General features: G+C 57.0%; 18 protein-coding genes and 1 pseudogene. 10 read left to right on the top strand and 9 right to left on the bottom strand.

Annotated elements, in window-relative coordinates; translation table 11 throughout:
- Nucleotides 1-310: 310 nt before the first annotated feature.
- A complete protein-coding gene (mobH, locus tag ACZ9GA_RS12630; RefSeq protein ID WP_457362359.1) occupies nucleotides 311-2,062 on the top strand; it encodes a MobH family relaxase in 1,752 nt (583 codons plus the stop codon).
- 355 nt (nucleotides 2,063-2,417) lie between these two features.
- Nucleotides 2,418-3,335: a bifunctional helix-turn-helix transcriptional regulator/GNAT family N-acetyltransferase gene (locus tag ACZ9GA_RS12635; protein ID WP_457362358.1), complete on the top strand. Its 918-nt coding sequence runs from the start codon at nucleotides 2,418-2,420 to the stop codon at nucleotides 3,333-3,335.
- Between the two features lie 101 nt (nucleotides 3,336-3,436).
- Here the strand turns inward: ACZ9GA_RS12635 and ACZ9GA_RS12640 are convergent, their stop codons facing one another.
- Nucleotides 3,437-4,330 carry a LysR family transcriptional regulator gene (locus ACZ9GA_RS12640; RefSeq protein ID WP_457362357.1) on the bottom strand — a complete coding sequence of 298 codons (894 nt, stop codon included), beginning with the start codon at nucleotides 4,328-4,330 and terminating at the stop codon, nucleotides 3,437-3,439.
- Nucleotides 4,331-4,451: 121 nt separating this feature from the next.
- Between ACZ9GA_RS12640 and ACZ9GA_RS12645 the strand changes: the two genes are divergently transcribed.
- The 3 genes from ACZ9GA_RS12645 (at nucleotide 4,452) to istB (ending at nucleotide 7,343) form a co-directional block, all read left to right on the top strand.
- Nucleotides 4,452-4,895: a GFA family protein gene (locus ACZ9GA_RS12645; RefSeq protein ID WP_457362356.1), complete on the top strand. Its 444-nt coding sequence runs from the start codon at nucleotides 4,452-4,454 to the stop codon at nucleotides 4,893-4,895.
- A gap of 152 nt (nucleotides 4,896-5,047) precedes the next feature.
- Entirely contained in the window at nucleotides 5,048-6,547 is a 1,500-nt protein-coding gene (gene istA / locus ACZ9GA_RS12650) for an IS21 family transposase (protein WP_457363736.1), read from the top strand.
- Nucleotides 6,540-7,343: an IS21-like element helper ATPase IstB gene (gene istB, locus ACZ9GA_RS12655; protein ID WP_457362355.1), complete on the top strand. Its 804-nt coding sequence runs from the start codon at nucleotides 6,540-6,542 to the stop codon at nucleotides 7,341-7,343. Before istA ends, istB begins: the two co-directional genes overlap by 8 nt.
- A gap of 204 nt (nucleotides 7,344-7,547) precedes the next feature.
- Here the strand turns inward: istB and ACZ9GA_RS12660 are convergent, their stop codons facing one another.
- Nucleotides 7,548-7,913 carry a histone-like nucleoid-structuring protein, MvaT/MvaU family gene (locus ACZ9GA_RS12660; protein ID WP_457362354.1) on the bottom strand — a complete coding sequence of 122 codons (366 nt, stop codon included), beginning with the start codon at nucleotides 7,911-7,913 and terminating at the stop codon, nucleotides 7,548-7,550.
- A 122-nt stretch (nucleotides 7,914-8,035) separates the two neighbouring features.
- Nucleotides 8,036-8,230: a DUF7740 domain-containing protein gene (locus ACZ9GA_RS12665; RefSeq protein WP_457362353.1), complete on the bottom strand. Its 195-nt coding sequence runs from the start codon at nucleotides 8,228-8,230 to the stop codon at nucleotides 8,036-8,038.
- A gap of 222 nt (nucleotides 8,231-8,452) precedes the next feature.
- Between ACZ9GA_RS12665 and mobH (ACZ9GA_RS12670) the strand changes: the two genes are divergently transcribed.
- Nucleotides 8,453-10,171: a MobH family relaxase gene (gene mobH / locus ACZ9GA_RS12670; protein ID WP_457362352.1), complete on the top strand. Its 1,719-nt coding sequence runs from the start codon at nucleotides 8,453-8,455 to the stop codon at nucleotides 10,169-10,171.
- Nucleotides 10,172-10,235: 64 nt separating this feature from the next.
- Here the strand turns inward: mobH (ACZ9GA_RS12670) and ACZ9GA_RS12675 are convergent, their stop codons facing one another.
- The 5 genes from ACZ9GA_RS12675 to ACZ9GA_RS12695 all read right to left on the bottom strand — a co-directional run bounded on the left by ACZ9GA_RS12675 (nucleotide 10,236) and on the right by ACZ9GA_RS12695 (nucleotide 19,653).
- Nucleotides 10,236-16,868 carry a DUF3320 domain-containing protein gene (locus tag ACZ9GA_RS12675; protein ID WP_457362351.1) on the bottom strand — a complete coding sequence of 2,211 codons (6,633 nt, stop codon included), beginning with the start codon at nucleotides 16,866-16,868 and terminating at the stop codon, nucleotides 10,236-10,238.
- Between the two features lie 234 nt (nucleotides 16,869-17,102).
- The gene (locus ACZ9GA_RS12680; protein ID WP_457363786.1) at nucleotides 17,103-17,261 is read right to left on the bottom strand and encodes a hypothetical protein; all 159 of its coding nucleotides are present in this window, start codon (nucleotides 17,259-17,261) and stop codon (nucleotides 17,103-17,105) included.
- Nucleotides 17,262-17,735: 474 nt separating this feature from the next.
- Nucleotides 17,736-18,185, bottom strand: coding sequence for a MaoC family dehydratase (locus ACZ9GA_RS12685; protein ID WP_268151082.1), 450 nt, complete (start codon nucleotides 18,183-18,185; stop codon nucleotides 17,736-17,738).
- Between the two features lie 17 nt (nucleotides 18,186-18,202).
- The gene (gene panB / locus ACZ9GA_RS12690; protein ID WP_457362350.1) at nucleotides 18,203-19,036 is read right to left on the bottom strand and encodes a 3-methyl-2-oxobutanoate hydroxymethyltransferase; all 834 of its coding nucleotides are present in this window, start codon (nucleotides 19,034-19,036) and stop codon (nucleotides 18,203-18,205) included.
- Nucleotides 19,037-19,050: 14 nt separating this feature from the next.
- The gene (locus ACZ9GA_RS12695) at nucleotides 19,051-19,653 is read right to left on the bottom strand and encodes a LysE family translocator (protein WP_457363735.1); all 603 of its coding nucleotides are present in this window, start codon (nucleotides 19,651-19,653) and stop codon (nucleotides 19,051-19,053) included.
- 153 nt (nucleotides 19,654-19,806) lie between these two features.
- Here ACZ9GA_RS12695 and ACZ9GA_RS12700 point away from each other — a divergent pair, with 153 nt between their 5' ends.
- Nucleotides 19,807-20,262: an Lrp/AsnC family transcriptional regulator gene (locus ACZ9GA_RS12700; protein ID WP_457362349.1), complete on the top strand. Its 456-nt coding sequence runs from the start codon at nucleotides 19,807-19,809 to the stop codon at nucleotides 20,260-20,262.
- A 107-nt stretch (nucleotides 20,263-20,369) separates the two neighbouring features.
- Here the strand turns inward: ACZ9GA_RS12700 and ACZ9GA_RS12705 are convergent.
- Nucleotides 20,370-20,546 (bottom strand): annotated as a pseudogene (locus tag ACZ9GA_RS12705) (IS66 family transposase); the annotation flags it as partial.
- 356 nt (nucleotides 20,547-20,902) lie between these two features.
- Here ACZ9GA_RS12705 and ACZ9GA_RS12710 point away from each other — a divergent pair.
- The 3 genes from ACZ9GA_RS12710 (at nucleotide 20,903) to ACZ9GA_RS12720 (ending at nucleotide 23,237) form a co-directional block, all read left to right on the top strand.
- A complete protein-coding gene (locus ACZ9GA_RS12710; RefSeq protein ID WP_457362348.1) occupies nucleotides 20,903-21,457 on the top strand; it encodes a carboxymuconolactone decarboxylase family protein in 555 nt (184 codons plus the stop codon).
- 58 nt (nucleotides 21,458-21,515) lie between these two features.
- On the top strand, nucleotides 21,516-22,238 hold the full coding sequence (locus ACZ9GA_RS12715) for an SDR family oxidoreductase (RefSeq protein ID WP_457362347.1): 723 nt from the start codon (nucleotides 21,516-21,518) through the stop codon (nucleotides 22,236-22,238).
- Nucleotides 22,239-22,349: 111 nt separating this feature from the next.
- Nucleotides 22,350-23,237 carry a LysR family transcriptional regulator gene (locus ACZ9GA_RS12720; RefSeq protein WP_457362346.1) on the top strand — a complete coding sequence of 296 codons (888 nt, stop codon included), beginning with the start codon at nucleotides 22,350-22,352 and terminating at the stop codon, nucleotides 23,235-23,237.
- The last annotated feature ends 6 nt before the right edge of the window (nucleotides 23,238-23,243 follow it).

A 23,243-nucleotide genomic window follows, 5' to 3' on the forward strand; every position in this document is an offset into this window, starting at 1 on the left:
GGAGATTGCCATCAGCGCCATCCCCAGACGCGCATTGGCGAAACTGATTGACCCATCCCTGCGGTGCTCATGCCCAGGCGTCGATCACTCCCGTTGCCTGGAATGAGCACTGTGCTTGCGGCTCCGGCCAGAGAACGCTCCACCCGCCATCACCACCCTGCCCATATTCGACGCTTGCACGTTCAGATTTGCGCACCCTGGCAAAAGGCAAATGGGGTAAAGGGTAAGGGCGGCAAAGGAAGGGCTGGCAAGGGTAAGAGGCTTATCCGAAAAGGCAAAAGGACCTCATGGGCATTCAACCGAGGTGGCGATGATGCCGAGCTGGTTCATGCATGAAAAGGCCAAAGGCCCCACGCCCTCACCTCCCCCAATTGCCGAGGGCTATTACGCGCCGATAACAGTCGAAGCGCTGCTCGCCGCGGAGCACCGACAGAAACTGCTCGAGCGCATCTGGCAATACACGGCGCTGTCCCAACCGCAGTTCGAGCAGCTCTACCTAAACCCGATTCGCCGCTACGCCGGCTATGTCCAGCAGCTGCCGGCCAGTGAAAGCCACCACCATGCCTACCCCGGCGGCATGCTCGACCATGGCCTGGAGCTGGTAGCCTGCAGCCTCAAGCTGCGCCAGTCCCTTCTGCTGCCCAGCGGTGCCGCGCCCGAGGACCAGGCGGCCCAGGCCGATGCATGGAGCGCCGGCATTGCCTACGGTGCCCTGCTCCACGACATCGGCAAGATCGCCGTCGATCTGCAGGTCGAATACCAAGACGGCCGGCCCTGGCACCCGTGGCATGGCCCCCTGGATCAACCCTATCGCTTTCGCTACCTGAAGGGCCGCGACTACCAGTTGCACGGCGCCGCCGCAGGCCTGCTGTACACCCAAGTGCTGGACCGCGCCATTCTCGATTGGCTCAGCGGCTATCCAGCGCTGTGGGGCAAGCTGCTGTACCTGCTGGCCAACCACTACGAGCACGCCGGCATCCTCGGCGAGCTGGTCCTGCAGGCCGACCGCGTCTCGACCGCGCAGAACATTGGCGCCAACCCCAGCAAGGCCCTGCAGGCGCCCACACACTCCCTGCAGCACCTACTGCTCAGCGGCCTGCGTCACCTGGTGAAAAACGAGTTCAAGCTTAATCAGCCCGGCGCTGCGGGCTGGCTCACCGGTGAGCACCTGTGGTTGGTCAGCAAGACTGCCACCGACAAACTACGCGCCTACCTGCTGGCTCAATCCGTGGACGGCATCCCCTCCTCCAACATCGCCATGTTCGACGAACTGCAATCGTATGGCCTGGTTGAGGCTACGCCCGACGGAAAGGCTATCTGGACGGCTGCGGTAACCGATGAGGACTGGCAGCAACAGTTCACCTTCCTGCGCCTGCAGCCCTCATTGATTTGGGCAGACGAACCTCGGCCGCCCGTCTTCACTGGCACCCTCGAGACTGTCCTTGAGGTCTCCTCCGCCCCCGCAGAACCGCCACCCTCGCCCGGTACCGGTACCGCCACACCGACACCGGCCGCCCCTGCATCAGCCCATGCGAACCGGCCCAAACATCCGGAGCGCTGTCCTTCCGACACCGATGAGAGCGACTATCTAGGCCCTCTCTTGGAGCTATTTGAAACGCCCAAGTTCGAGCCTAGTGACCCACCTTCCAGCGAGCCGGCGGCGAGTCCAGAGAACAGCAACGATCTCGGTCACCAGTTTGTGGACTGGCTTCGATCCGGGTTGGAGGATCACTCGCTGATCATTAATGATAGCCAAGCGAAGGTCCACACCGTCAACGGCACGTACTTTCTGGTGACCCCTGGAATCTTCCAACGCTACACTTCGGAGCGCCAACCAGAGGGCAACGAGGTTGAAGGCTCGGAGATCTGGTTAAACGTGCAGAAACGCTTTGAAAAACTGAATCTTCACCAGCGCAGGCCTGAAGGTCAGAACATTTGGACCTGCCGCGTACAGGGCCCCCGCAAGCGAGGAAAACTCAACGGATACCTCATCAAGGAGCCACAGACTCTCAGCGATAACCTCTTGGAGGACAATCCCTTTCTCAGGTTGACCGAAGGCTAAGTATCCAGTGCCTTCGGCGAGGCTGCGGAGCCTACTCATCACTGATGAGCTTCACACCAGGATCCCCCATTGTTCTTGCAACTGCTTGGCTAGTTGCATAATTACATGTAACTGGCCTCCCATTTGCACTCGATCTGACCAGTTGCTTGCATCGCATCTGACCAGCTTACTGTCTGCGCCGTGAACGGCAGGAATCGACCCATTGCTGCCCTTTGCATCGAGCGGCAGTCGGCCAAAAGCGGTCGGCCAGCCAGGACCTTTGTTCACCGTGCACTGCGCACGTGAGCATCAGAGGCTTGACATAGTTGCCCGAGGCAATAATATGTCTGCTAGAGGCAACTATTTGAGAGTTTTCATGACCGCAACCATCATGAAGCGCGCTGACGCGGTCCGCCGCTTCAACCGTTTCTACACCCGGCAGATCGGCGCGCTGCAAGAGCACCTGCTTCAGGCTGAATTTTCCTTGACCGAAGCACGCATCCTTTATGAATTGGGCACCAGCGCTGGCCTGAAGAGTTCAGACCTATGCCATATGCTCGGCCTGGATGCTGGCTACCTCAGCCGAGTCATCGGTGGATTCGAGAAAAAAGGATTGATCAGCAGGGTTCGCTCGGCAATCGATGCACGAGCGTCTCACATCCAGCTCACCGACACAGGTCGTACTGTGCTGACCTCACTGGAGCAAGCCGCTCGTGAAGAGGTCGTGGTAGTGCTGCAAGGCTTGCCTGAGCCACAACAGGAGCAATTGGTCCAAGCCATGAGCCGAATCCAGACGCTATTGGGCGACAGGGACCTCTCCTACATTCTGCGCGATCCACGACCAGGGGACATGGGTATTGTTGTTCAGCAGCAAGCTCAACTCTATGCCCGTGAGTACGGTTGGAATACTGAGTTCGAAGCGCTGGTGGCAGAAATCGTCGCGCAATACCTTCGTGAGTTCGATCAGTCCTGCGAGCGATGCTGGATTGCGGAAAAAGATGGAATGGTCATCGGTTCGGTATTTGTCGTCAGACATGACGAAACGACCGCCAAGCTGCGAATGCTGTATGTGGATGCAAGTGCCAGAGGTATGGGAATCGGTAATCGGTTGCTGCATGAAAGTCTTCAGTTTGCGCGGCACGCGGGCTACACGCGCATGATCCTCTGGACGACCAGCGTGCTGTCCGATGCCCGAAAGCTATATCAGAAAGCAGGTTTTCAACTCGTCGAGGAGCAGCAGTTGCAGAGCTTTGGAAAAGACCTCGTCAGCCAGACGTGGGCTCGGGAGCTGTAGTGGCGTTGACGGCAGTGTTAGTGTGGGAGGCTCCGCCCAATGAGAGTCAAGTCATCCACTGAGCGGCTGCAATAGGTCCTTGCCTGGCGCCTGTTCACCCATCAGGCGTCGATCAAAAAGCGTGAAAGCGATTGCGAAAGTGCATCGAATAGCAGCGTGACACGCCGAACTCGCTTGAGGTCGTGATGCATTGCGATCCAGACGTCCACCGAGAAGTCCACCTGGTCGGGCAGGATGCGCACGAGGCCATGACGTCGCGCGAGTTGGCTTGAGCAGACGCCTATTCCCAGGCCTGCCCGCAGCGAGGCGAACTGGGCCAAGTGGTTATCGCTGCGAATGACAGCGTTCTCTCCCGTACAGAGAAAACCGCGTTCCCTCAGGAACGTCTGTTCCGTCAGGTTGCGATCCGGGCCGATCACGGGGTATTCGGTCAATTCATCTGCGCAGCGAGGCAGGCCTCGGTGCTCGATCAATTGCGCGGTGGCATAGAGGCCAACACGCAAGTCGCCCACGTGGCGAGTGACGACGGCAGCCTCGTTCGGGCGACGAATACGGACGGCCACATCGGCTTCCTGCAATGCCAGATCTTCCAGCCGGTTCGACACGCTTAATTCAACCGCCAACCGAGGGTGGGCGGCACGAATCTCGGCCAGCATCGGGGGCAGCACTTCCACACCCAACAGCTGACTGCTTGTCACGCGCACGGTTCCACCTGGCACATTGGCCTGCGCAGATGCGGCACGGGCAAAGGCTTCAGCAGCCAATGCCATCGAGTGTGCATGGTCGATCAATTCCCGAGCGGTGTCCGTGGGCATCAATCCCGCGGGCGAGCGAATGAACAGGCTGGTTCCTACACTGTGCTCCAACGAGTCGATGCGTCGTCGTGCGGTGGCCTGTGCTATGCCCAGCGCTCGGGCGGCAGCCGACAGGCTGCCAGTTCGCAGAACAGCCAGGAAAACCCGCTGGGTTTCCCACTGAAGTGGCGGGATGCTCATACATTTCCTATGTGCTAGTAATACGGTTTGATCAATTTTAATCAGGTTGGATAATGGGCATGATTAATCCGCCTGATGCCTGGCATCAAGGGTTTACTGTCGAGAACAAGAGGATTTATCCATGAAGCTTGCTGGAGGCTGCCGTTGCGGCGCCGTATCTTATCGTTCAACCAGCGACATGCAGGCGGCGGTTTATGCCTGCCATTGTCAGTCCTGCCAGACCTGGAGTGGCAGCAGCTTCGCGCTGCATGCTCTGCTGCCCAGTGAGGCTTTTGTCCTGCAAGGCCTGACTCTGGAGTACACCTATGAAGATCAGGGCCACATTGCGCATCATCACCTGTGTGCGACTTGCCACACACGCGTCTACAACACCACAACTGCGGCCCCCGGTTTCTGGGTCTTGCGCGCGGGCACGCTTGAGGATCGCTCTAAGTTGAGGCCGATGGCTCATATCTGGGTCAAGCACAAACAACCTTGGCTGACGCTTCCGGCCGACGCCGCTACTTGGTTGGAAAGCCCAACGCCCCAAGAATTTGCGACAGCAATGAAGGCAGGCCAATCCTGACTGAAACGAGGTGATCCTACGAGCGGTAGTCTCAGGCTGTTGCCGCTGACCGAAAACTGACCCATTAAAGGCTGTTCTGCCGACTGAAAACTGACCCAGGTGTTCAACTGCTTCTGCTCACTTTCCGAGCAGGAGAACACCAGGTGATCAGCATGGAAATGATGGGAAAAATTCGGCGGATGTATTTCCGCGACAAGCTGTCGCTTCACCAGATAGCGAAGCGTACCGGGCTGTCCAGCAACACCATCCGAGAGTGGGTCAGAGCTCACGAAACCAAACAGCCGGTGTACCAGCGGCAAGCCGCTTTCAACAAGCTCAGTCCTTTCCACGAAACGCTGGGACAGGCACTCAAAGCCGATTCGCTTCGGGCCAAACACAACCGCAGAACCGCCAAGGCTCTCTTCGAGCGGATCAAAGCCGAGGGCTACGACGGCGGCTACAGCCAACTGACCGCATTCATCCGCGCGTGGCGCGGCGAGCAGGGAAAATCCCTGCGAGCCTTTGTGCCGTTGACTTTCGCGTTGGGCGAGGCTTTCCAGTTCGACTGGAGTGAAGAAGGTCTGCTGATCGGTGGGCTGTTCAGGCGGATCCAGGTCTCCCACATGAAGCTCTGTGCCAGCCGCGCATTTTGGCTGGTAGCCTATCCCAGCCAAGGTCACGAGATGCTGTTTGACGCTCATACTCGCTCGTTTGGGGCATTGGGCGGCGTTCCTCATCGCGGCATTTACGACAACATGAAAACGGCTGTCGACAAGGTCAGCAAAGGCAAAGGACGGACGGTCAACGCCCGTTTTGCCGTGATGTGCGCGCATTATTTGTTCGATCCAGACTTCTGCAACGTAGCCTCAGGTTGGGAAAAAGGGATCGTCGAGAAGAACGTCCAAGACAGTCGGCGACGTATCTGGCTCGATGCTCAAGACTGCCTGTTTCATACCTTCGATGAGCTGAATGTCTGGCTCGGCCAGCGCTGCCGAACTCTCTGGAGCGAGCTGCCGCACCCGCAATACAAAGGGCTTACGGTGGCAGATGTCCTGGAGCTGGAGCGGGTGGAAATGATGCCGATGCCCAGCGCTTTCGACGGCTATGTCGAACGTACTGTGCGGGTCTCCAGTACCTGCCTGATCAGCATGACGCGCAATCGTTACTCGGTGCCTTGCGAACTCGTCGGTCAGTGGGTCAGCAGCCGTTTATACCCTTCGCGGGTTGTGGTCGTTGCTGATGAGACAACTATCGCCAGTCATGAGCGGCTTTTTGATCGAGACCAGGTCAGCTACGACTGGCAGCACTACATACCGCTGATCGCGCGCAAGCCTGGCGCGCTTCGCAATGGCGCTCCATTTGCCGATTCGCCCAAGCCATTGCGCCTGCTCAAGCGTGGCCTGCGGCGTCATGTGAACGGTGATCGCGTCATGACCCAAGTCTTGGCTGCGGTGCCCATTACCGGTCTGGACTCCGTTTTGGTGGCCGTGGAACTGGTGCTTGAGTCCGGCAGCTTGAGCGCGGATCACATCCTGAATGTCCTGGCTCGACTCACGTCGACGGCACCGCCGCCTTCTGTAGAAACGAGTCTTCAGCTCAAGGTCGCGCCGGCTGCCAACACGGCTCGGTACGACCAACTGCGCGCCAAAGATGAGGAGAGCCGAAATGCGTGACTTGATGGCAGAACTTAAAGAGCTTCGCCTGCATGGCATGGCGCACGCCTGGGAAGAACTGGCAGCCCAAGGAGAAGCCTCGACAGCGTCCTCAAAATGGTTGCTGGAGCATCTGCTCCAGCAGGAGCAAGCAGATCGTGCCGTGCGCTCCGTGAATCATCAGATGAACATGGCCAAGCTCCCCATGCACCGTGATTTGGCAGGTTTTGACTTCAGCGCTTCCAGCGCTGATGCCCGTCTGGTCAAAGAGCTATCCAGCCTGGAGTTCACGAAAACGGCCCAAAACGTGGTGTTCATCGGCGGCCCTGGAACAGGCAAAACACACTTGGCCAGCGCACTGGCTGTATCCGGGATCACCGTCCACAACAAACGAGTCCGCTTCTTCTCCACGGTAGACCTGGTCAATCTGTTGGAACGTGAAAAGTACGATGGGAAAACGGGCCGAATTACACAGGGGCTGCTGCGCACAGACCTCGTCATCTTGGATGAGCTGGGCTATCTGCCCTTCAGCCAAAGCGGTGGAGCGCTGCTGTTTCATCTTCTGTCCAAGCTCTACGAGCACACCAGCGTGATCATCACGACCAACCTCAGCTTCTCGGAATGGTCGAGTGTGTTTGGCGACGCCAAAATGACTACAGCGCTGCTGGATCGACTGACGCACCACTGCCACATCGTTGAAACAGGTAACGAGTCCTATCGGCTGCAACACAGCACTCTAGCTGACCAGACAAAGATCAAGACACGAGAACGAAAGCGTAAGGAAGATAATGTTGCTGAGGACGATGAGCCATTTTGATCTTGATCGTAAGGTGCCCTGTCACATGCATCATGTGGTGGGGCTTCGATCTTTAGAGGTCGAACAGGAATGCTACGCTAATCCACAATTGCTGATGACGAATCGGCAATCTGCCCTGGGTCATTTTTCAATCGGCAGGGTGGGTCAGTTTTCAATCAGCGCCAACAATCTGCATGACATTCGTCGGAATCAGGAAGCCTGTATTTACTGCAACCAGCTCTCAACCGTGTCCGAGCCGTGCTCCTGCTTCCACTGCTTGAGAATCTTGTGGTTGCCGCCTTTGGTTTCCACAACTTCGCCGCTTTGCGGGTGCTTGTAGCGCTTCACCTCACGCGGCTTGCGCTGGGCACTGCTGGATGCACTTGCGGTCGCTACGCTCAGACCCTTGGTCGGATCCAGAATGCTAATCACCTGGCGCAGGCCCATGCCGTACTCTTCCAGCAACGCTTTAAGTTTCTGTTCGAACTCGATTTCCTGCTTCAAGCCCGAGTCGTTCTTCATCGCATCCAGCTGTTGCAGCTGGGCGGCCAGTTGCGCTTCCAGTGCTTTGAACTCGGCAAGTTTGGACATGAAAGATCTTCCTAGGCGTGGGTCAAGTGCAGGGATAATACCTGAGACTGCGAATTTGGCAGAGGACTCTTAAAGCGCACCGCTCTTGCACAGCGTCGGTTCAAACGGCTTCGCCCAGTTGCTCAATCAGACAAGTGCTGACAGAGGTGCGCCACAAGATGCCGCGGGTTTGCGCTGTTCCCGACCTTAAACACGATATCGCGCTGGCTGCGCGGTAGCTTTTTCGCACAGCGCTTGGCCGCAGACCGGAGGGCCGCATCAGTACCATGAATCCGATCGGCCAGTAACACGATCAATACCGCATCACTCAACGTCATCCGTACCCCTGCTTTAGAAATGATGCCGGCCAGTCTACGCCCTGAACAAAGGGTCCGCTATTCCGATCGGCAGCCTATCCCGATGTCCCTGGCTACGATTTATCACACGCGCGAAAAAGGCCAAGACGGTAAAGGGGAATGGCAGCAAAGGAAGGGGGCGCAAGGGTAAGAGCTCTATCCGAAAAGGCAAAAGGACCTCCCGAACGAACAGCAGGTCATGCGATGAAACGCTGGTGGTTGAAATACCGAAAAGGCGAGGCGACAGAGCCTACTCAACCTCCCATCGCCGAGGGCTTCATGATTCCCCATTCGGCCGAATCTCTGCTCGCCACTGATCATCGAAAAAGGCTGCTGGAACGTATCTGGCAGTATACGGCCCTTTCCGAACCACTGTTCGACCGGCTCTACCTCGGGCCCATCCGCCGCTACGCCAGCTATGTACAACAACTCCCGGCGAGCGAAAGCCATCATCATGCCTATCCCGGAGGCATGCTCGATCACGGGTTGGAGTCGGTGGCCTGCAGCTTGAAGCTACGCCAGTCCTATCTGCTTCCCAGCGGCGCGGCACCGGAGAACCAGGCAGCACAGGCTGATGCCTGGAGCGCCGCGATTGCCTACGGTGCCCTGCTCCATGACATCGGCAAAGTCGCCGTCGACCTGCAGGTGGAGTATCAGAATGCCGAACGCTGGCACCCCTGGCACGGCCCGCTGAACCAGCCCTATCGTTTCCGCTACAACCCAGGCCGCGATTACAAGCTGCACGGCGCCGCGGCGGGGCTGCTCTATACGCAGATCCTGTCGCCCGTCCTGCTCGACTGGCTCAGCGATTACCCCGAATTGTGGAGCCAGTTGCTGTTCCTGCTAGCCGACCACTACGAGCACGCTGGGACCCTCAGGGAATTGGTACTGCAAGCTGACCGGGTGTCCACCGCGCAAAACATCGGTAGCAATCCCGCGAAAGCTCTGCAGGCGCCAAAGCACTCACTGCAGCATCATCTATTAACAGGGCTCCGCCATCTGGTGAAGAACGAGTTCAAGCTCAATCAGCCCGGCGCAGCCGGCTGGCTGACCGAAGAACACCTGTGGCTGGTCAGCAAGACCACTACCGACAAGCTGCGCGCACACCTACTGACTCAGGCCTTGGATGGTATCCCCACCTGCAACATCGCCTTGTTCGATGAGCTGCAGTCCCATGGCTTGGTGGACGCGACACCGGAAGGTAAAGCGGTTTGGAGCGCCACTGTCACGGACGGTGATTGGCAGCATCGCTTCACCTTCCTTCGCCTGCAGCCGAGTCTGATCTGGGCCAATGAACCGCGGCCTGAATTTTTCACTGGCACCGTTGAGCCTATGACGGATCATAGCCTGACGACCGGCGAAACCAGTAAGTCGGCCTTTGATCGACCGCAACCAGCCCAGGATGAAAAACAGCCCGCTCCCGAACACCCGGTTCAGGACTTCGATTACCTCGACAATTTGATGGACTTGTTGCAAGAGCCGGGCAAGTACGAGGGTGGATCAAGTATAGAAAGCTTGCAATCCGCCACTGCTCCACCAGAGGATGCGGTGGGGCTGGCCTTCGTTGAATCGCTGCGCAAAGGAGTTCACAGTCATCGCTTAGTGGTCAACGACACTACGGCAAAGGTCCACACTGTAGACGGTACTTATTTCCTGGTCACGCCGGGCATTTTCCAACGCTACGTAGCTGAGCATCCAGACTTGGCCGACGCACACCCTAAGAGCGATTCCTGGCGACTTCTACAACGTCAATTTGGGAAACTGGATGTCCATCTAAAAAAGCCTAATGGCCAGAACATTTGGACCTGCAGGGTTAAAGGTCCTCGCAAAACGAGCTCACTCAATGGCTACCTTCTGCGCGGAAAGGCAGCCATATCCCGAGAGCCACCGGCGGACAATCCATTCCTTACATTGGTCAGGTAAACCTCCAACGCAATCACCTTAAGTAGCCCAGGGCTTGAACAATCCAAACCATGGGCACCTCAGCCTAATCATTCCTGTGATGACGAATGGCCTTCTCGATTCGCGAGCGGCCAGCGTGTGCGAGCTTCATAACACCCGCCTCCTTAGCGACGGCGTGGATCAAGGCCTCAGCCGCGTGCCCCTTTGCTTCCATCTCACCCACAAGCGCAGACAACTCCTGTAAACAGATTTCCGCAAGACTACGCACAGAGTCATCGTCATTAGGGCGGCGGAATGTAGCTGCAGCATCCGACTCGAGGCTGGACGGCCAGAAGAAGGTGCCAAGTTGGTCTTCCTCATGAGACCTGAAGTGAGCGCGCGCGACCTGATCAACCCGATCGCGAATACGCCCCCCCGTGCGCACCCAACCATGTGCTCGGGCAATGCGGCGGGACAGCACGCTGTCTAGTACTGGCCCTTCTTCGTTTACAACATGTGCGATCATACTCTGCAGAATCGGCGTGTAGGCGGCATCGAAGAATTGATCCGGGCTTACGCCATTCACGACCTGAGCTGGATCCGTCTCTCGATAGACTGGATAGTCTGCCGGTACGTAGGCTACGTATTCGGGATCGGCATCAACGGTGGCCACCTTCGCGTACTTGAGCTCCTGGAAGGCGCCAGCCGGGTCATTGGCAACAGGGATTCCCTCCTCGCCTGTGATCACTTGGCTAACTTGCTCCACCACCTCAATCACCTCGGCAACGGCAGCGTCGGTTTTGAGTCGCTCTGCTTCCTCTGCAGCATCGATCGCAGCCTGCTTCGCACGTGAAGACTCAAGTAAAGCCATGAGCTTCTGATGAACCTTCTCTGCTGTACCCGCGGCGTCAATCCACCAGTCCGTCGACCAGATCCTCACGATCTCCCAACCCAGCCCACGCAGAACGAATTCTCGAAGCTTATCCCGATCACGGGCAGTCGCGCTGCGATGGTAGGTAGCACCGTCGCACTCAACGCCGGCGAGGAATCGACCTGGGGAATCAGGGTGCACGATGCCGAGGTCAATGCGGAACGACGACACGCCGATCTGGGTAACGACGTGCCACCCTGTCTTGGAAAGCTCAGCCGCAACTGCTTTCTCGAATGGGCTATCGAAGCCACCAACGCTTCCTCGATCAGCTTCAACCAGGGCCTGCGGCCCTCGCTCAGCAAACTCCAGGAAGTGCTTCAGATCGCGTACACCTTCATTCTTGGTACGAGACAGATCCATGTGTTCGGGACGAGTCGTCGAGAACACTACAAGCTCCTGACGTGCTCGAGTGATGGCTACGTTGAGTCGACGTTCTCCACCCTTCTCGTTCATCGGGCCAAAGCTCATCGAAGTGTGCCCTGCGGCGTCCTTACCGAAGGTGATCGAGAAGTAGATGATGTCTCGCTCATCGCCTTGCACGCTCTCAAGGTTCTTCACGAACACCGGCTCAAGTAGCGACTCAGAGAAGTAGCTATCCAGGGACGGATCCTTACGGCAGGCCTCGTCGAGCAAATCCTCGATGAGCTTTTGCTGCTCGCCGTTGAAGGTCACAACACCTACGGTGTGGCCAGACTCGCGGAAGGCTGGAGATTTCAATCTAGCAACCAAGTGCGCTACGAGCGCCTGCGCCTCAATGCGGTTCGTGCGTGAGCCGCCTCGGTCATAAATACCGGCAACAGGATGCAGCGTGACTGCTTTGTCGGTAGTAAATGGCGATGGGAATGTAACCAACTCAGACTTGTAGTAGCGCTGGTTCGAGAATGCGATGAGGCTCTCGTGACGGCTACGGTAGTGCCAGTTAAGGTTACGAGTTGGGAGGTTTGCACTGATGCATTCGTCCAGAATGCTTTCCAGATCTGCCTCGGTGTCCTCGTCTTCTGATGAAGATTCAGCACGCCCGAAGAATGATGTCGGCGGCAGCTGTTTTGGGTCACCAACCATTACGACCTGCCGCCCGCGGGCCATCGCTCCAATCGCATCCCACACAGGGATCTGGGATGCCTCATCGAAGATGACCAGGTCGAACGGTGTCGTATCAGATGGCAGGTACTGGGCGATCGACAGCGGACTCATAAGCAGACACGGTGTGAGCTTGGTCAGTGCACCTGGCGCTTGGCTCATCAACTCGCGCAGTGGCATGTGTCTGGTCTTCTTGTTCATCTCATGGCGCAACAACCCCCACTCCGATGAACGCGTCACGCTCTCCTGGCTAGGCAGCTCAGAACACAAGCGCGCGCGCAGCCAGTCACGAGTCAAGGCGATGAACTTGTCATCCAACGCTCGGAAATCGCGAATGCGCTGTTCATGCTCAGCGCTGACAAAGGTGCGAATGACGGCCTCATTGTCGACGGTCGCGTTAAGCCACCAGCGAGCGTAGTTCACTTCAAGTACACGACGCACCTTGCCGGCGGTGATGGCGCCGCTCTCCATAGCTTCTACGATCGGAGCTAAGCCAACTGCATACGCCTCATCGCGGACTTTGCGCCAGGCGCACCATGCTCTCAGGCGAGGCTCGGAAGTCACCATCAGCTCACAGTTCTGCTTGAGGTCTTCGAGCGAAAGCTCTGAGTTCGCCGCTACGGTTTTCTCGGTGAATTGGCCCACGGCCGTCAAGTGAGCCGACCGCGCCTCTACTTGCTTCAGCTTGTCACGAAGGAAAACCCCCGACTGAGTGATGGAGCCTTCAGGCTCGAGCAAAGCATTTCCGTCGCCAAGCAACGCATTGAGTGGCCCTTTGAACCCTGCAATTTGCTCCGGGCTTTCGGCTAGCTTGGCCAAAGCCACCGCAATCTGGCCCTGAAAGAGCACTGCCTGGCGTGCGTCGTCCACTTTTGTCTTCAAATCATTCCAAAGTGGAACAACCTCTCGCAAGTCAGAAAGGTCTGCCAAATCTCGCTCGAGGATGCCCCGTTTCTTGAGCAGGGCAAAGTCATTCTTCAAGACGTGCCCGCACCGCCCCTCCTCCACAAGAGGATGGTCATCAGTGAGACGACCACGCTCTTCAATCTCGCGCCGCTCAGACTGGAACTGCAATCCTGCCGTGAGTGTTTCGGTCTCGGTAGCTAGCCCCTTCCAAAGCTCCGCAGTCTGACTACCAAGCTCTGTGAATTCCGCCAACTCACCGTCGAGGCGAACAATAGCGCGCATGCGGGAAAGTTGAGCCTTCAGCGCTTCGCCTAGTTGACCTTGCTCGATGGCATCAAATCCCTCGTCGTGCCACCCAGAATTGCTCAACTGATTAGACAAAGCGATCTGGAAGGCAATAGCACGCGAAAGGTGGCCAGGGTTGGTCTTTGCTCCACTCCAAACGTCGGCGCACTGGGCTCCAGGTTGGAGTTCGTCAATCGACTTCCTGACAGCACGGATTTCGATCCAAGTCGAAAGATCCTTCGCTACGTCCGCCTCTCCAGGAGCGGCCTGTACAGCAGCAAGCGAAGCCGTAACACGTCGTTTGCCTAACCAAGATTTAGGCCAGATGGCATCATCAGCTTTCAGCCAGTCTTGGTGCAGGCTTTCAACATCGAGCCCTTCTACCAACTCGCTGTAGCTCACGGACAGCTGATCAGAGAGCTCTTTGATTATTGAGAATTTTGAAAGCGCATCTTGAAGCGTTTCCACTACGACAGGAGCCCAAGCAGGACTCAGGGAGTCCATAGTCGACCTGCGCTGGCTCAGCAAATCCATCGCACGTCTGGCATCACCCGCGACTCTGGCAGGCCAGATAGCGGACAGCTTGGAAGTAAGATCCCGGTGTTCCTCAATCCAGTTACAGCCATCCGTTAAGCGGTGTGCAATTGATCGAGCACTCGGCAACAAAGCGAAGCGCCAATCATGTCCAGCTGCGGTTGGCAGCACCGAAGAAAGAGTCGACAGACCTTCAAGAGGCGAAGGTGTGTGGGGAACTGTCGGCAGCCCTGCCAATTCGATGAAGCGATCAATCGCTTTTTGGGCCTCCAGAACCGATGGCAGTACATCTCGAGCCGCTTGAACAAACTCTTGTCTCCAATGCGGAGACCACTCAGTTTGACCGATTCCGGAAAGCGCATGGCCGCCAAGGTTTTCATAACCTACCTCTTGAGCGTTAACCTCGAGTCGATCGCCGATTTCACGGATTTCCAGCATTGCTTTCTGGTCATGAGTTTCAGGCGAGAGCCAATTCAAGTTTGCTATTGGCTCGTCAGTACCGGAGGTTACGGTACCGATCGCACCGTATACGGTGTAGCCGTTACGGTATCTGTTATGGAGACGCTCTACATAGATGTTCAAGCTGTCGCGGATAGAGGCAAGGCGCTGGGCCTCGACCTCCCACGCATCCGTATCCACTTCCCCTTTGGCTTCCCAGGCTGACTGCAGCTGCGCCAGTACATCAGCCTTGCGGGCTTTACTGGAGTGCAGTTCGAGGCAGAACTCTCCGAGGCCGATTTCACGAAGACGCCTATAGACGACGTCCAAAGCGGCAATTTTCTCGGAGACAAACAGCACGCGCCGACCCTGAGCGATCGACTGAGCAATCATGTTTGAAATCGTCTGGCTTTTACCGGTACCAGGTGGCCCGATCAGTACAAAGTCCTTACCTTTGGATGCAGCCATGACCGCGGCGAGTTGGGACGAATCGCATGGCAGCGGGCAGAACACGTCTGCAGGGCCGTAATCTCGATCAAGGAATTTTGCGTCCGGAAACGGAGTACCGGATGCAAACGAGTCCCGAGGTGTATCAAGAAGGTGCTGCACGACAGAATTCTGCCGAAGGTGGTGGGCGTTCTCTGACAAGTCCTTCCACATGAGGTATTTGGCAAAAGAGAACATTGACAAGGTCACATCTTCTGACAGCTCCCATCCAGGAATGTCTTTAATAGCGTGACCTACTCGCCTCCAGATGCCAACGATGTCCAGGCCCGAGTCATCACGAGGTAGCTCTGTCTCAAGCGATCCCAGACCCAGCTCGAAGTCCTGTCGAAGCATCTCGATCAGCGTTGGGTTGAAACAAGGCTCATCGTCATGGAGTACGATCGAAAAGCCGGAGCGCGCACTCTTTCGCTCAAGACTGACTGGTATCAGCACCAAGGGTGCACTGTACTTTTGACCGGCCTTGTCTTCGCGCGTCCATTTCAAGAAGCCGACAGCCAGGAACAGTGTATTGGCCCCACCCTCTTGCAATGCGGTACGAGCGCCGCGATAAAGTTCGGTCAAGCGCACATCCATCTCACGATTGGTGAGCGCTACAAACACCTCTCGACGCTTCAGGGCGTCCTCTGCATGGCGCCGGCGAACGTCCTCACGCTCACGCTGCTCATACAGCTCTTTCTCACGTGGATCAGCTCCATCCATGAGATCGGGGCGTGTCAGAAGCTTCAGCGACTGTCCGCTGGCAAGAATGTCCTCGAGAGCGCCAGGATCCGGTGCCTCAAGCTTCAGCGCCTTCTTCCCGTACTTGAAGTTGAGCAAGTTGTTACGCAACGAGAGATCGAGCAGTTTGCGCTGCCAACGCTCTAGCCTGTCTTTGGGGCTGAGTTTGGCAATGTCTTCGACTTCAACGTTGACGATCTCATCGGGGATATCGTCGCCGTCTTCAATGAGAAGAACTGGCTCATCGTCCAAGTCAGTCGTTACGACTCGGGCAATCTGGGCTTCGGAGCTGGCCAACGGCTTGATGCGCTGCAGGCGGGCACGCCGTACATCAAGCAGCATTTCAAATTCGGACTCAGCCTCCTCATCGATCTGCTTGGCTCCACGTTCAACTGCGTAGGCGAAGGAAGGGATCGATGGCTGAGTGAGCAACGTAGTCTCGAACAGAGCAAGCTCTTTGAGCTTCACCCTCTTCCTCACCGTCGAAACGTCGTCGATTAAGGTGGTGGTGAACTCTTCAGGTTTCAGCCAGACCCCCGCGAAAGCATGGCCGCGGGTAAAGACGATCACCGGGTTAAGACCGATCTGCTCCAATGCTGCACATAGGAAAAGGGTCAGATCCATGCAGGTGGCCAGGCCGGAGTCTGTGATCTGGCTAGGGCTCCGTACCTTCTGGCCAGCTTGCTCAAAACTGGCCGGCGGCAAGGAATAATCCAGTTTCATGCGTGCAACTGCGCCCCATGCAGCCGACGCCAGTTGCCAAGCTCGCTTGGGCCCACCGCTGTAACCATCCAAAGCGGGCGACTTTTCACTCAAACGCATCAGTTCAGCGGCCTGCTTAAGCAGCCGCTCCACGGCCGGGTCGTTAGGTTGAACGAACGCAGCCGTCATATCTGGGATATGCTTTAACCCACCCCATTGATTGCGGGGCAGTAGCTCAACGACCTGCTCAAGCTGAGCGATGACTTTGCGACCGTTTTCAGCCTCGTTGCAATCCGCCTCCAATGAGAAAGAGAACGTGGACATTTCGGCTTCTGTGAGCCTACTTAGCAGAGGCCCATCCAGAATGAGATCGAGGCCTGGAATGGATCGGAACGACTCTGCCGCCACCTCTTCGATACGCCAGGTTTTCGGCTTGAATACTTCCGGTGAAGAGGTCAGCGTCAGCGTAGCGTTGAGATAACGCACACTCGTTTCGTTAGAGATGCGTAGCTCATGAATAACCGGAATCGCGTTCTGGAAGTCTGCCAGGTTGAGCTTTGATACCAAGGTAGCGAGGATCTTGAGCTCTTTCGGCTTTGGTTCTTCTTGTGGGGTGACGTGTTGAACGAGCTCGTCCATGCGCAACCTTCCTTGTCTCAGATGCTCAGGGGGTGCAGGCGAATGCCCGATCAAGACGGCCCCAACTTGAGCTGGTGGCGGGATGATAGCGCTTCTAGCAGGAGGAGTAATGAGCCTTTGGTCTCCCGTGCACTCTACGAGATACCGTTCCAGGCGACGGGTGAACGAATTAAGGCCTCCTGTGGGTACCGACGCAGCTAGCTGTGCCATTAACTGCGCCGGGCTGGCTTGCATTCAAGCGCGTTGCAGGTTGAAACTCCTGGCATCCAGTGCAACGACGGCTGAGAAGCCTTGGGTCTTCTTGAAGGCCATTCTGTGAACAAAGTTTTTCATTGCATCAGACGGATCAATGGCATCAAGGTTGAGCGAATTCAGAGTGCTGCGCCGCTGCATGGACGCAGGCCTGGTCAAAAGTGAAGGCTTTGCCGTGGACGCCAGCCTCTTAAGGCGCACGCCTGTCGGCACCGATGTTGAGTTGACCCAGATGCCGAGAGATCCATGCCCCAGTCTGAATCCTCACGAACCATGCTTGTGTTAGTTTATTCCGACCTGGAGGTGGGTTACTCCGGCGTAGGGACATGGGTAATTCGGCACCGGCCTCGACAGGTTAGAGCTTACAATTTGGTGTCCGCCACATCAGATGAAGTACTAGAGTGGCGAACAACGCGAAAGGCAGTCCGATTCCCAGCGATATTTTGTGAGCCAACAGTGCTCCTGCACCACCACCCACAATAAAAGCCAGGATCAGGAAGCAGGAATCAGCCAGTTCAGTTCCAGGCCGGATAATGAGTTTCAATAGATAATGCATGCTGAACTGTCTATTCCAGAGTTTCGGTGGGATACGTTGATCACAGCATCGGGCCAAACCTAATCGCCTGGGGTTGCCGCGAGAACCGCCCTTTCAGCCTCGCTAGGAATCACCCCTGTAGTTTCAGCCAGCAGCACAGCTTGGCCGGTGCTGTTCTTCACGATGACTTCGGCTTCCGCTCGATGTCGGTCATCAATCCGGACAATTGCCCATACGCAGGTCAACTCCTCCCCAACATAGACAGGCCGCTTGAACTTGAAGCTCATTGATGTAGCCAGCCAACCCAAGTGCCCGCCAATCTCGGTGATCAAAGTCGCCGTAAGGAGTCCTTGGGCGATGGTGCCGTCAAAACCTTTAGCTACAGCGTATCCGGCATCGGAGTGGACTGGATTGTGATCATGCGATAGTGCTTCGAACTGAACGATGTCAGCCTCCGAGAAGGTGCGCTTGATCTCGAATGTGTCGCCCTGTTCAAGCCCTTCAATCGCCCTCTGGCGTATCGCGTTCATTGGACTCTCCTGCCGCATCAAAAAGTGTGCTCAGATCCTGGGAATGATCCTGACTCGACATCCTTAGCGAAGGCTTGAGCAGCGTCGTTCAACACCTTTCGCACATCAGCGTATTGCTTGATGAATCGAGGCAATTGGCCTTGCCGCAGACCTGCCATGTCCTGCCATACCAGTACTTGAGCGTCACAGCCGTTCCCCGCCCCGATTCCAACGGTGGGGATGCCAACTGCCTCGGTGATTCGGCTAGCAACCTCGCCTGGCACCATCTCAATGAGCAGGCCAAACGCTCCTGCGCGCTCAAAAGCCATCCCTAAATCAATCAACCTTTGCGCGTCTGAGCCCTTGCCCTGGATACGGTAACCGCCCAGTTGATGCTCTGCCTGCGGGGTGAATCCAATATGGGCCATCACTGGAATCCCTGCGGCCACCAGCTTCTCGACCTGGGGGAGCATCTCAATTCCACCTTCGAGCTTAACGGCGTGCGCGCCACCTTCTTTCATAAAGCGCACGGCGGTATGGAAGCATTGCTCAGGTGACCCCTGGTAGGAACCAAAAGGCAGATCGGCAATGATCAATGCGCGCTTGGTAGCCCGAGAGACCGCGCTGACCAAGGGCAACATTTCGTCAGCGGTTACTGCCAAGGTCGAGTCATAGCCGAAGACGTTGTTACCGGCTGAATCGCCGACCAGAAGCACAGGAATTCCTGCCTCCTCAAATATGGCTGCGGTGTACATGTCATAAGCGGTCAGCATGGCCCATTTTTGGCCCCGCGCTTTCATCTGGTGTAGATGAGGAATTCTTACCCGCCCACGATTTTGACTAGCGTAGGGGGCGGTGGTCTGTTCAGACATTGGTTTACCTTCCATTAAACGGTCAGCCGCTCAGCCGCGAGGACGACAGCGATGACAATCATCGCGGCCCCTGAAATGCGGCTGACATTGAGCGCGGCCCCAGGTCGAGAAGTCAGTACAGCGCGTGCGCCATAGCCCACGGCCAGATAAACGACTCCACAACTGAAAGCATGGATGAGCCCTAGCGCAATGATCTGGACTGCAACCGGCCAAGCGGCAGACGAATCAGTAAACTGAGGCAGCAAAGCCAGGAACAGCAGCAGCACTTTTGGGTTCAGGCCGCTCACACACAGTCCCTTGAATGCCCAGGTGATCCAGCCCTCATCATCTGCGGCGTCCCCTTGAGCGGGTACTGAGGGTTTGAGCAGCATGTTAAAGCCGAGCCACAAGAGATAAGCAGCCCCCATCAGCGTAAGCGTCAACAACGCATAAGGGATTCTCACCAGCAGGCCACCCACACCGGCCGCTACGATCAATGTCGCGAGAACATGGCCTGATAGCATGCCCAATACCGCAGGCACCACGGTATGGCCTCGCAAACCCGCTGAAATGGCGTAAGCCCAATCAGCCCCTGGGGTAATAACAAACAGAAACGAAACGGCCCAGAAGGCCATCATCAAAGAAGCGCTCACGATAAATTTTCCTCTCGTTCATCACCAGTACGGCACCTTTGGCCCTGGCGGAAACTGAGAAGAAGGATAAAGCAAGTCTCATGGTATTATCTTGCGTAGATACTCGCAGCCCCCAATTTCAGTAGAAGGTTTTTCGAAATGGATCGACTCGATAGGAAGATTCTTGCGGAGTTACAAGAAGATGGCCGCCAGTCACTCACGGACTTGGCCGAGCGCGTGGGGCTGAGCTTGTCCCCTTGCCATCGACGAGTTCGAGCTTTAGAGGAGGCTGGAGTGATCAAGGGATACCGCGCCCACCTCTCTGCCCCCGAGCTAGGGCTCAATTTCTCTTCACTGGTGTTCGTGACGTTACGAGAAGGGCATCAGCAGGCCGTAGCAGACTTCGAAGAAGCCTTACCAAGTATCCCCTACATTGTCCAAGCTCAACGACTATTTGGTGATCCGGACTACCTGCTAATGGTCGTAACCGCAGACCTTCCGGCGTTTCAGAAGCTCTATGATGAGGAGCTATCGAGGCTGCCAAATGTACAGCGGCTAAGCTCGACCTTAGTAATGAAACACGTCATCACAGATCGTCCACTGCCATTGGAGTGAGCGCCACGAATCCGGTTGTATCAACCTGATTTCACCGGACGCGTACCAGTTTGGGCTCACAGTCATTCATGCAAAGGGCTAGGCATGACCCTTCCGATGCTATTCTGGAGCCAGTTCGACCTACCGAGCGCCCACGGCCTGATCTGGTTCTCCACGGCATTGCTATCGATGGGCACAGCACCATCGTCCAGGTAGCGCATCAGCGCTACCCAGCGTTTCAAGCGGTAATACAGTGTCTTGGCCGTGGCCGAGCCCTCAGGCACAAGCGCGCGTTGAGCGATCAATAACAGCAAAGGTCAACGAAGGTAAGCGTCCAGCGAACTCACCTAGCCAAGGGTGCGTATTGCGTTGGCTTGACGAGCGGATTGTATTCGACATGACCACACGTTCGTATCGGTTATACCCCCCTGCACGGCCGCACCTTGACAGGTAGAAGTCGAGCCTCCGTAGCCTTTCAGCACTCGTCACGTAATTTGCCGCCGTCATTTCTTCCACGAGGGTCGTGCATGCATCAGTGGCTCCGAATCTGCTTTATTCCTGTGAAGCATGAGTCATATGTCCACTCCCTACGTTCCGCAGCTCTGACGAGAACCGCAAGATAGCTTCAGCACTCTTGCTGACCCACTCAAGGAAAACTGCGATGACCACTTTCACTCGTTACACCATCGACACCGCCCCTGCTGCCTCCAAGCCTGTTCTGGAAGCGGTGCAGAACGCGTTCAGCTTCGTACCCAACCTGCAAGGCAATATGGCGGAATCGCCAGAGTTGCTGGCCGGCTACAGCCAACTCTGGGATCTGTTTGGCAAGAGCACTCTCACCGCGCATGAACAGCAGGTTGTGTACCTCACCTCGAACTTCGAGAACAATTGCCACTACTGCATGGCCGGGCACACCACTCTGGCTAAGATGATCGAGATGGCGCCTGAGGTGATTGCTGCATTGCGTGCCGGTACTGTCATCCCGGATGCCCGCCTGGAAGCCTTGCATGTGTTCACAACTGCGGTGGTGCGTGATCGCGGCTTCGTCAGCGACGCAGGTATCGAGGCGTTCCTCGCTGCTGGCTTCACTCGCCGCAACGTTCTGGAAGTGGTGCTGGGCGTTGCCACCAAGGTCATGAGCAACTACACCAACCATCTGGTGCACACTCAGCTCGATCCGTTCATGAAGGGTAACGAATGGACTAAGCCGGTCTAAGAGACACCGCCGACCATCACTCAGCCAGCCCTGACATGGGCTGGCACCAGGAGCACTCATGACCATGCGAACTTTTTTGATCACCGGCGCAAGCAAAGGCATCGGACTTGCGCTCGCTCAGGCGCTAGCGGAGGCTGGCCACCGCGTTGTGGGCATTGCCCGCCAGGTGGAGAACATTGATTTCCCCGGCACCTTGGTCTCCGTTGATCTGGAGAATAGCGCAGCGACCGAGCAAGCCCTGGCAACGCTCACCGAGCAATACGCATTTGACGGCCTGGTGAATAATGTCGGGCTGGTTCGCCCGCAGTTGCTGGGCGAGGTGGATCTGAACGACTTCGATGCGGTGATGCGCGTGAATCTGCATTCGGCGATTCTGGCCACTCAAGCCGTATTACCGGGCATGCGCGAGCGGCAGTGGGGCCGAATCGTCAACATCTCCAGCCTGACCGTGCTCGGAATCACCCACCGTACGGCCTATGCCGCTGCCAAGGCCGCACTGATCAGTTTTACCCGGTCGTGGGCACTGGAACTGGCCACGACCGGTATCACCGTCAATGCTGTAGCCCCCGGGCCGACCGAAACAGCTTTGTTCCGCGCGAACAACCCGCCTGGCAGCGAGGGCGAGGCCCGCTACCTTTCGGGCGTTCCGATGGGCCGCTTTGGCCAGCCGCAAGAGATCGCAGCGGCCATCACCTTCCTGCTGTCCGAGAGCAGTGGTTTCATGACTGGCCAGACATTGTTCGTCGATGGCGGTGCTTCAATCGGCAAGGCTGCGTTCTAGAGAGGCTTGCTTTGTACCCTCCGCGCTGAGATAACCCTTCCGCTACGAGCGAAGCCTACGCTTCGCTCGTTTTTTGTCATGCCTTTTTTAACCGTTTCAGGTGGAACAACGATGGATCGATTGGCTGCAATGGAAACCTTCGTCAGTGTGCTCGAAGCAGGTTCGTTTTCTGCTGCCGCGCGGCGTCTCAACCTCGGCCAGCCCGCCGTGTCGAAAACCATTGCACAACTGGAAGAGCGCCTTGGCGTTCGCCTGCTATTGCGCTCCACTCGCGGACTCACGCCGACCGAGGCAGGTACGGCCTACTACGACCGCGCCAAACGTGCCATTGAGGAAGCCCATGAAGCCGACCTTGCCGCGCGTGGTGCAGGCAGCGGGCTGCACGGTACCTTGCGGGTCTGCGCGGCAGTGACCTTCGCGCGTTTGCATGTGCTGCCGCACCTGGGGGCTTTCCTCGAAGCACACCCCGAACTGAACATCGATATCGTCCTGGACGACCGCACGGTCAATCTCGTCGAGGAAGGCATCGATGTCGCCCTGCGCATGGGAGCTTTGGCGGACTCCAACCTGATCGCACGCAAGATCGGGGCATGTCAGCGGCTGGTGTTGGCCACGCCTGCTTACGTGCAGACCCATGGCGAGCCCTCAGTGCCGACTGACCTGGCACAGCACCAAGCGGTTATATACGCTCTGGCAGGCGGCGGTGAACATTGGGCCTTCAAGCAGGGCAGTACAGTGCAGTCGGTGACAGTGAGCGGGCGGGTGCGGGTCAGTGCGGCTGAGGGTGTGCGCGCGGCAGTACTCGGGCATCTGGGTGTAGCGTTGACGTCCCAGTGGATGTTCGCGGATGAACTCGCCAAGGGCGACGTGGTGCCGCTGTTGGAAGACTGGCAACTGTCGCCGCTGGATCTCTGGGCGGTATTTCCTACAGGCCGCCTGGCGAGCGCCAAGGCGCGAGCGTTTGTCGATTTCGTCGAAGGCTTGATGAGCCGGCAATAAGCAAGG

The sequence above is a fragment of the Pseudomonas sp. TE3644 genome (assembly GCF_056278815.1).